Source organism: Methylophaga pinxianii (genome assembly GCF_020447225.1).
Lineage (GTDB): Bacteria > Pseudomonadota > Gammaproteobacteria > Nitrosococcales > Methylophagaceae > Methylophaga > Methylophaga pinxianii.
Window position 1 is genome coordinate 62,004 of record NZ_JAJAEO010000187.1, and the last position, 7,649, is coordinate 69,652.

General features: G+C 45.0%; 6 protein-coding genes. 1 reads left to right on the plus strand and 5 read right to left on the minus strand.

What is annotated here, in order from left to right:
• Positions 1-7: 7 nt before the first annotated feature.
• From argJ to LGT40_RS14455, 3 genes are all read right to left on the minus strand, one after another.
• A complete protein-coding gene (gene argJ, locus LGT40_RS14445) occupies positions 8-1,234 on the minus strand; it encodes a bifunctional glutamate N-acetyltransferase/amino-acid acetyltransferase ArgJ (protein ID WP_226071194.1) in 1,227 nt (408 codons plus the stop codon).
• Positions 1,234-3,933, minus strand: coding sequence for a preprotein translocase subunit SecA (secA, locus tag LGT40_RS14450; protein ID WP_226071196.1), 2,700 nt, complete (start codon positions 3,931-3,933; stop codon positions 1,234-1,236). The genes argJ and secA overlap by 1 nt, the downstream gene beginning before the upstream one ends.
• Before the next feature lie 141 nt (positions 3,934-4,074).
• The gene (locus LGT40_RS14455) at positions 4,075-4,995 is read right to left on the minus strand and encodes a M23 family metallopeptidase (protein WP_226071198.1); all 921 of its coding nucleotides are present in this window, start codon (positions 4,993-4,995) and stop codon (positions 4,075-4,077) included.
• A 26-nt stretch (positions 4,996-5,021) separates the two neighbouring features.
• Between LGT40_RS14455 and LGT40_RS14460 the strand changes: the two genes are divergently transcribed.
• The gene (locus tag LGT40_RS14460) at positions 5,022-5,474 is read left to right on the plus strand and encodes a DUF721 domain-containing protein (protein ID WP_226071200.1); all 453 of its coding nucleotides are present in this window, start codon (positions 5,022-5,024) and stop codon (positions 5,472-5,474) included.
• Here LGT40_RS14460 and lpxC read toward each other — a convergent pair.
• Together lpxC and ftsZ are read right to left on the minus strand one after the other, a co-directional pair.
• Positions 5,471-6,388: a UDP-3-O-acyl-N-acetylglucosamine deacetylase gene (gene lpxC / locus LGT40_RS14465; protein ID WP_226071202.1), complete on the minus strand. Its 918-nt coding sequence runs from the start codon at positions 6,386-6,388 to the stop codon at positions 5,471-5,473. The two genes, LGT40_RS14460 and lpxC, sit on opposite strands and share 4 nt — an antisense overlap.
• A gap of 71 nt (positions 6,389-6,459) precedes the next feature.
• Positions 6,460-7,617 (minus strand): cell division protein FtsZ, encoded by a 1,158-nt coding sequence (gene ftsZ, locus LGT40_RS14470; protein ID WP_226071204.1) that lies wholly within the window; start codon positions 7,615-7,617, stop codon positions 6,460-6,462.
• Between the last annotated feature and the right edge of the window lie 32 nt (positions 7,618-7,649).

The window sequence follows — 7,649 nt, forward strand, 5'->3', positions numbered from 1 at the left end:
CTCCGTATCAGGTACGGTATTCAGCGTTGATCTTGACGTAATCGTAGGAGAAATCACACGTCCAGACAGTTTTGGTCGCTTCGCCTCTCCCCAGTTTTACCCGAATGGTAATTTCAGATTGAGACATAACCAGCTGACCTTTTTCTTCAGTGTAGTCTGCCGCTGGTTGCCCCCCATCAACAATGCATACTGAATCCAGATAAATAGCAATTTTGGATAAATCCAGATCGCTAAGACCACTCCGACCTACTGCAGCCAGAATGCGACCCCAGTTTGGATCTGAAGCAAATAATGCCGTTTTGACCAGAGGAGAATGTGCAATCGTATAGGCAACTTGCTGACATTCCTTCACATCAGCACCTTGCTGAACATCAATACTGATAAATTTGGTCGCACCTTCACCATCGCGAACAATAGCTTGTGCCAGAAACCGACTCAGTTTATTCAACGCTTCTATAAACTGTTGGGCATCTCTGCTATCAATATCATTAATAAGGGAATTACCAGCCTCGCCAGTTGCCATCAATATGCATGCATCATTGGTGGAGGTGTCGCCATCGACAGTAATGCTGTTGAATGACTGCTCCATAGAAGTTTCAAGCATTTTTTGTAACAGGGATGGACTTATCGCTGCATCAGTAGCGATATAAGACAACATCGTTGCCATATCCGGGCGAATCATACCTGAGCCTTTCGCGATGCCTGTCAAGGTGATTGTCTGGTCATTTAAAGACACTTCAACAGAACGTGCCTTGGCAATCGTATCCGTTGTCATAATGGCATGCGCTGCTGCAAACCAGTTATCCGCTGCTAATTGTGTAAAGGCTTCAGGTAAAACAGCGGTTATTTTTTCTACTGGTAAGGGCTGGCCTATCACACCGGTGGAGAAGGGCAGTACTGCGGCGGTTTCACATTCGCCTTGTTGAGCTACAGCCTGACAACAGGCTTTAGCTGCTACAAGCCCGGCATCACCGGTGCCAGCGTTGGCATTTCCTGAATTTATCAGCAAATAACGTGTTGGCGTTTGCCGCTGATGCTCTCTGCAAATTATCACCGGTGCAGCACAAAAAGCATTTTGAGTATATACCGCTGCAGTATGACTTCCAGGTGCCAACTCTATTAAAACCACATCCTGACGGCCTGGTTTTTTTATACCCGCACTTGCTGTTGCGAGCCTGATACCTTTGATTGGTTTTAATTCAGTTGCCGTGGGCGCAGATAAATTCACCGCCATTATTTAATAGCGCCATGGCAGTTTTTGAATTTTTTCCCACTACCACATGGACATGGATCATTTCGGCCGACTTTTTTCCCATCGCGCGTTAACGGCTGGTTGGCAGTTGGATGTTCCGCTTCTTCAGAGGCACTTTCATGCTGATATTCGACATCAGCCGACTGGCGACGCTGTTCATCGACGGCAGCGACATCTTCAGGAGCGCGGACTTTCACGCGGGAAATCAAACTGATAACCTCATGTTTCAGGCTATCCAACATAGCGGTGAACAGCTGAAAGGCTTCGCGTTTATATTCTTGTTTAGGATCTTTTTGAGCATAACCACGCAGATTAATGCCCTGACGTAAATAATCCATTTGCGCCAGATGTTCTTTCCATTGGGTATCCAGCGTTTGCAACATGATGGCCTTTTCGAAGTGACGCATCAATTCAGCACCAACCGTCTCTTCTTTGATTTGATATGCGGCTTCAGCTTCCTCGATAATACGTTCACGCAATTTTTCTTCATGCAATGTATCGTCCGCTTCCAACCAGCCACTGATATCCAGATCCAAGGCAAAATCGTCGCGTAATGCCTGTTCCAGGCCACTGATATTCCATTGTTCATCGATGCTGTTTGGTGGAACGTACAAACTGATAACATCATCAATAACGCCTCTACGCATCGAGATAATGGTTTCAGATACATCATCTGCAGCCATTAATTCATTACGCTGCTCGTATATAACTTTACGTTGATCATTGGCTACATCATCAAACTGCAATAATTGCTTACGGATATCGAAGTTATGCCCTTCCACTTTACGCTGTGCATTTTCGATAGCACGACTGACCCAGGGATGTTCGATTGCCTCACCCTCTTCCATGCCCAGTTTCTGCATCAAACCAGCCATGCGCTCGGATGCAAAAATTCGCATCAGATTATCTTCCAGCGACAAGTAAAAACGGGTTGAACCGGGATCGCCTTGACGCCCAGAACGACCACGCAACTGATTATCGATCCGCCGTGATTCATGACGCTCAGTACCGATGATATGCAAACCACCCGCTTGTAATACTGAATCGTGGCGTTTCTGCCAGTCAGCTTTCACTTTTGCTTTTGCGGCCTCGTCGGCATCTTCACCTAATTTTTCCATCTCCGCTTCGAGACTGCCGCCGAGCACAATATCAGTACCGCGACCCGCCATATTGGTAGCGATAGTCACCGAACCGGGCTTACCAGCTTCGGCAATGATATGCGCTTCTTTTTCGTGGAATTTGGCATTCAACACTTCATGTGGAATCTTGGCTTTTGTCAGCAATTTATCCAGATATTCTGAGCTTTCAATAGATGCCGTACCGACAAGAACAGGTTGCTGGCGTTTAATGCATTCCTGGATGTCCAGCAAAATGGCATCAAACTTTTCTTTTGCTGTCAGGAAAATACGATCCGCTTCATCTTTACGTTGCATTGGACGATGAGTTGGAATAACGACGACTTCCAGGCCATAAATTGACTGTAATTCATAAGCTTCGGTATCTGCCGTACCCGTCATACCAGACAGTTTTTTATACAGACGGAAATAGTTCTGGAACGTGATTGAAGCCAGAGTTTGGTTTTCGTTCTGTATCTTCACGCCCTCTTTGGCTTCAATGGCTTGATGTAAACCTTCTGACCAGCGGCGCCCCGGCATGGTACGGCCAGTGAATTCATCGACGATAACTATTTGGTCATCCTGAACAATATATTCAATATCTTTATGAAACAGTACATGCGCCCGTAAGGCCGCGGTAACATGGTGCATCAGGCCAATATTTGCCGCATCATACAAACTGGCATCAGCATCCAATAGACCGGCATCGGTTAATAACTGCTCGATTTTTTCATGACCCGCTTCAGTAAAGTGAACTTGCTTGTTTTTTTCATCAACGGTGTAATCACCGGGTACGGTAATATCCTCTTCTTCCCCTTCCTGTTTGGTCAGATTCGGAATTAATTTATTAATCTGTATATAACGTTCAGAACTGTCTTCAGCTGGACCGGAAATAATCAGCGGAGTCCGTGCTTCGTCAATCAGAATCGAGTCAACTTCATCGATAACAGCAAAATTTAATGATCGCTGAACCCGGTCTTCAAGACGAAAGGCCATATTGTCGCGAAGATAGTCAAAGCCAAATTCATTATTGGTACCGTATGTGATATCCGCTGCATAGGCTTCCCGACGTTCATCACCACTCAAACCACTAACAATGACACCTGTTGTAAGTCCAAGAAAACCGTAAAGCTTGCTCATCCATGCTGCGTCACGTTTTGCCAGGTAATCATTGACTGTTATAACGTGAACACCTTCCCCCGACAGAGCATTCAGATAAACCGCTAGCGTGGCAACAAGTGTTTTACCTTCACCGGTTTTCATTTCAGCCACTTTGCCATCGTTGAGCACCATGCCGCCGATCAGCTGCACGTCAAAATGACGCATTTGCATCACTCGTTTGCCTGCCTCACGAACTACAGCAAAGGCTTCCACCAAAAGATCATTAAGTGTTTGGCCGTCTGTCAGTCTTTGTTTGAATTCAATGGTTTTAGCTCTGAGAGCAGCATCGTCAAGCTTCTCGTATTCACTCTCCAACGCATTGATTAGGCCAATTTGTTTCTGCAGTTTTTTGATTACACGCTCATTACGACTGCCGAAAACCTTACTGAAGAACTTGCCTACCATGACTAAAACTACCTGTTGAGTTGTGCCGAATTGACGACGGTTTGATTAATCGCGTGATTATAACGCGTACTGTTGGGAAGATCGAAAGGGACCTGCCACACTTTTTTTAAGTGGTGGCATTTTTTTCAATTGCAATAAGCATTATTCGATGTAATTAAAAGGGTTAACCGATTTACCGTCTCTTAGCACTTCGAAATGGACATGCGGACCTGTTGAACGGCCAGTTGACCCCATCAGCGCAATCACATCCCCTTTGCTGACTCGATCACCAGTATTCACTTCAATCGATTTGTTATGGGCATATCGAGTGAGGTAACCGTTTCCATGATCGATTTCTACCAAACCACCATAACCACCACGCATGCCTGCCCAGCTAACAATACCATCGGCAACCGAAATAACCGCACTTCCCGTTTTACCGGCAAAGTCTATCCCGTCATGAAACACTTTTTTGCCATTAAAAGGATCGACACGGTAACCATAGAAAGAGGAAATCCATCCCTCCTGAATTGGTCTGCCAGTCGGGATGGCACCTGTAATATTTTCATTGGTGATCAAATAATCCTGCAAAGCAGTCAGCGTATCTTGTTGATCAGCAAAGTCTTGAGATAATTGAACTAAACTTTCTTCAAACTCTGCATTAGATAGCCAATCCCCTGATTTTTCGATCCCACCCATGCCCGGTGCAAAGTCCAAATCAAAATCACTTAATTCAAATCCAGCTATTTCAGCCAACCGTTGGCTTAACATTTTTAAACGGATTGCTTCAGCTTGCAGCCCCCCCAGTTGCTGTGCGTAGAAACCTTGGATCGCTTCATTTTCAGTGGTGTTATCACTGATTGAATAGGCAGGTGATTTAGGAGTCAGGAGTTGTGCTGTAGGAAAAAACTTTGAATTTTCTGTTGTTGTAATGTTGGTTTTTTCTTCGATGAATTTCATTGCAGAAACCGTTACAGCAATGGTTATCGACAAAAGAAATGTCGCGAGCAACATCAATCGCGTTCGGCTTAGATGCCAATGCTTGTGGCCGGTGTTGTCGGCGGATATTATGATAATCTGCATACTTATCCTCGTCCCGGGTTTGAGACATGTCAAATAAACCGCTTCATTTCACTACTGTTTGCAAGTCAAATCTGCTGTTACAGCAAATGTCGAAGCGCGCCCAAAAATTAACCCAGCTTAACAGCATTCTGCAAGAAATTTTACCTCCACAGTTCGCAGGTCATTGCCAGCTGGCGAATATGAAAGACCAGAAAATTGTCATTCATACCGAAAATGCGGCAATAGCAAGCCTGTTACGCTTTCATTCCGCAACCATTTGTAAAACTTTTTCCAGTCAGTTAGCTGAAAAAATTGTACGAGTGGATGTCAAGGTTAAACCCAATCATCCGCGCCCACCATCCACCCAGTCCAATATTATCGATATGTCTCATAACAATGCAGCGCTGATTGAACAGACCGCCGCCGGTTTAGACGATGGTCAGCTCAAAACAGCGCTGCGTAGACTCGCAAAGCGAGGTAGAACTGATAAAGAAGACTAACTGACTATTGAAGCAGCAGGACGACTGAACACGATTGGGGCGTCTGCATCCTCTTCAAATGTCACCAATTCCCAGCAATCTTCCTGGGCAATGAGCTTACGTAATAAGCGATTGTTCACTTCGTGACCTGATTTGTGTCCAACAAAAGCACCAATCAAGCTATGGCCAAGCAAATATAAGTCACCAATCGCATCAAGTACTTTATGACGTACAAATTCATCTTCGTAGCGTAGGCCATCTTCATTTAAAACGCGAAAATCATCTACCACGATGGCGTTGTCCATACTGCCACCTAATGCTAAATTCATTTCACGTAACTTTTCGATGTCTTTCATAAAACCAAATGTTCTGGCCCGACTGACTTCACGAACAAATGATGTGGAGGAGAAATCAACATCAACTTGTTGTGGCCTGCCGGTAAACGCCGGATGTTCAAAATCGATCGTGAAAGAGACTTTGAAACCTTCAAAGGGCTCAAATTTGGCCCACTTATCACCATCTTCCAGTAATACAGGCTTTTTGATACGAATAAATTGTTTGGCGACAGATTGTTCTTCAATACCTGCAGATTGCACCAAAAATACAAAAGGACCGGCACTGCCGTCCATAATTGGGACTTCTGCTGCATTCAGATCAATATAAGCATTATCGATACCCAGTCCGGCAAAGGCCGACAATAGATGTTCTACCGTTGAAACCCGCTGGCCATTTTGAATCAATGTGGTTGACAGGGCTGTTTCCCCCACATTCTCCGCTTTGGCCTCGATTTCAACGACAGGATCCAAATCCACTCTACGGAAGATGATGCCAGTATTAGGGGCAGCCGGACGCAGTGTTAAATAGACCATCTCACCGCTGTGTAATCCCACACCTGTGGCACGAATCACATTTTTCAATGTTCGTTGCTTTATCAAGGTGCTTTACCCCCTTCTAGTTTAATCATCCGAGAATAATATCATAGGCTTATATTACTTCACCATCTACGTTAGTCAGCTTGTCTACGTAAGAATGCCGGAATATCCAAATAATCCATATTGACATCACCATTAGCCGCCTGTTTATGCTCACTATTACGACCATTGCGTAAAACAGTTGGTTCATCGTAATCGATATCTACCGGCTTTTTAACAATTTCGATTTGCGGCGCAGAACTGGTTTCTATTGGTTTTGCAATGGCTGCCCTTGCTGCTCCCAAACCGGTTGCTACCACAGTGACACGTAATTCATCTGTCATTTCAGGATCAATGACGGTACCAACAACTACAGTGGCGTCATCTGAGGCAAATTCTTTAATGGTATTACCGACTTCTTCAAACTCACCGATACTCATATCCAAACCGGCTGTAATATTGACAAGTACACCACGAGCACCAGCCAAATCGACATCTTCCAGCAATGGGCTTGAGACAGCCAGTCTTGCTGCTTCAGCGGCACGGTTTTCACCTGACGCACGGCCTGTTCCCATCATTGCCATACCCATTTCAGACATCACTGTGCGTACGTCAGCAAAGTCGACATTGATCATACCTTCACGAGTGATCAACTCGGCAATACCCTGAACTGCGCCCAATAACACATCGTTGGCTGATTTAAAGGCATTCAGTAAGCTCATTTCTTTGCCTAATACTTTCAGCAGTTTTTCATTTGGAATGGTAATTAACGAGTCGACATGTTGGCCCAGTTCTTCAATACCGGCTGTGGCGACTTTAAGTCTTTTTCCACCTTCGAAAGGGAAGGGTTTCGTCACAACGGCAACCGTTAAAATACCCATTTCCTTGGCAACTTGAGCAACAACCGGAGCAGCTCCAGTACCTGTTCCACCCCCCATACCAGCCGTAATAAAGACCATATCAGCACCACGGATCACATCCATAATACGTTCACGATCTTCCAATGCTGCCTGACGACCAACATCCGGGTTGGCACCGGCACCGAGTCCTTTGGTGATATCTGTACCTAATTGTAAATGGGTTGTGGCATTACTTTTACGTAAGGCCTGTGCATCTGTATTGGCACAAATAAAATCCACACCTTCAATTTTATTGGCCACCATGTGTTCCAAGGCGTTACCACCGCCACCACCAACACCGATGACTTTGATAACCGCATTTGCTGTATATGTATCAATCAATTCAAATGTCATGATTTTCTCCCCTCTTTATTTACTAACAAGGC

Bases quoted from the DNA above. Each gene is read 5' to 3' on its own strand.
- argJ (WP_226071194.1), bottom strand. From the start codon at position 1,234: ATGGCGGTGAATTTATCTGCGCCCACGGCAACTGAATTAAAACCAATC.
- secA (WP_226071196.1), bottom strand. From the start codon at position 3,933: ATGGTAGGCAAGTTCTTCAGTAAGGTTTTCGGCAGTCGTAATGAGCGT.
- LGT40_RS14455 (WP_226071198.1), bottom strand. From the start codon at position 4,995: ATGCAGATTATCATAATATCCGCCGACAACACCGGCCACAAGCATTGG.
- LGT40_RS14460 (WP_226071200.1), top strand. From the start codon at position 5,022: ATGTCAAATAAACCGCTTCATTTCACTACTGTTTGCAAGTCAAATCTG.
- ftsZ (WP_226071204.1), bottom strand. From the start codon at position 7,617: ATGACATTTGAATTGATTGATACATATACAGCAAATGCGGTTATCAAA.